A 1,135-nucleotide genomic window follows, 5' to 3' on the forward strand; every position below is an offset into this window, starting at 1 on the left:
CGTTTCGCGTGTAGGGTAATCGTGCTCGACGTGTACTGGGTGTGTCCCGTAGCCAGCGTACAGAGCAGTCGCGATTAGCACATATGAAAGCCCCATCAGTCCTCCACAATATGGTAGTGCTCAGCGTTCGATAGTTCCTGCATGACGTGACGCGCGACGCAGCCACGCGCAAACTGATAGGCGTCGCTCATCCCACGATAGCGTTCTTGCAGAAGTTCGTGGTTGTGGTGTTCCGGGTTACTGAAAATCTCAACGTTTTCGCGTGTGAGCCTTTCCGCGTTCCGCACCTCATCCAGCCCGTTGTTCATGGCGCGCAGCAACGGGCTCGCGTCCACGTGCACGTGTTCCAGCAGCGCGTATGCAAAATCCTCGGGCCGAAACGTGTCATAGGCCTTTCCATCGTCACCCAGCTCTTGACCGCGAAACTTATCGATCAGTGCACTCAGCTCATCAGCCGTGAGATTCAGTTTCACTTTTGCCATTCTCTTCTCCCTCGTCGATCACGACGTGATTCATGAGCGCCAGCGCGAATTCAATAGGATTGAATGCTTTGTGCTGATACTCGCCTGTGGTGTACGTGTGATAGCACTCGTACGAAAGGTTTGCTATTTCGTTGAACGTGAGATTCAGTTTCGCTTTCACGGATGCCCCAAGTCGTCGAGAACCGAGTCGCACACGTCCCGGATGCCGCGATCAAACTCGTTTTCGCGCTCACTCTTGTTGAACTGGCCGCCCGACAGGTCCCGGAGCCGCGCCATCGTCTCCACTTCGTGCTCTTCCCCAGCCTCACGAATCTCGGTCCATGCGTAGCTGCGCCCGCGATCATACGCATCGCTGATGGTGCGCGTATTGTCCCCGATGTTCATCAAACTTTTCAGCCATCCAATCATAGTAGTGTGCACCTCGATTTCTTCGAACGTGGAAATCGTACCACACTTTGGATGGGAAATTCAACTTTGTCCATTGGGCCCAAAGCGCGTCCGTTGATGACGAGTGCGCCGCTCTTCATCCAACGCCCTAGTTCCGAGTTGGACGCTGCACCCGTACCTCGTTTTTCCGTAGACTGAAAGCGGCACACTTCATGAAGCGAGCGCATGTATTCGATGCCTCGCATCACCGGACCCCGGAGCGTGCC

General features: G+C 55.1%; 2 protein-coding genes. Both read right to left on the reverse strand.

What is annotated here, in order from left to right; genetic code table 11:
* Positions 1-95: 95 nt before the first annotated feature.
* On the reverse strand, positions 96-482 hold the full coding sequence (locus AC1RPN_RS07745) for a hypothetical protein (protein ID WP_281106382.1): 387 nt from the start codon (positions 480-482) through the stop codon (positions 96-98).
* Positions 483-638: 156 nt separating this feature from the next.
* Complete coding sequence (locus AC1RPN_RS07750) at positions 639-890, reverse strand: hypothetical protein (RefSeq protein ID WP_281106383.1); 252 nt, start codon at positions 888-890, stop codon at positions 639-641.
* Positions 891-1,135 lie beyond the last annotated feature (245 nt).

This window comes from Dellaglioa sp. CoH-57-MRSF-20, from assembly GCF_056781955.1.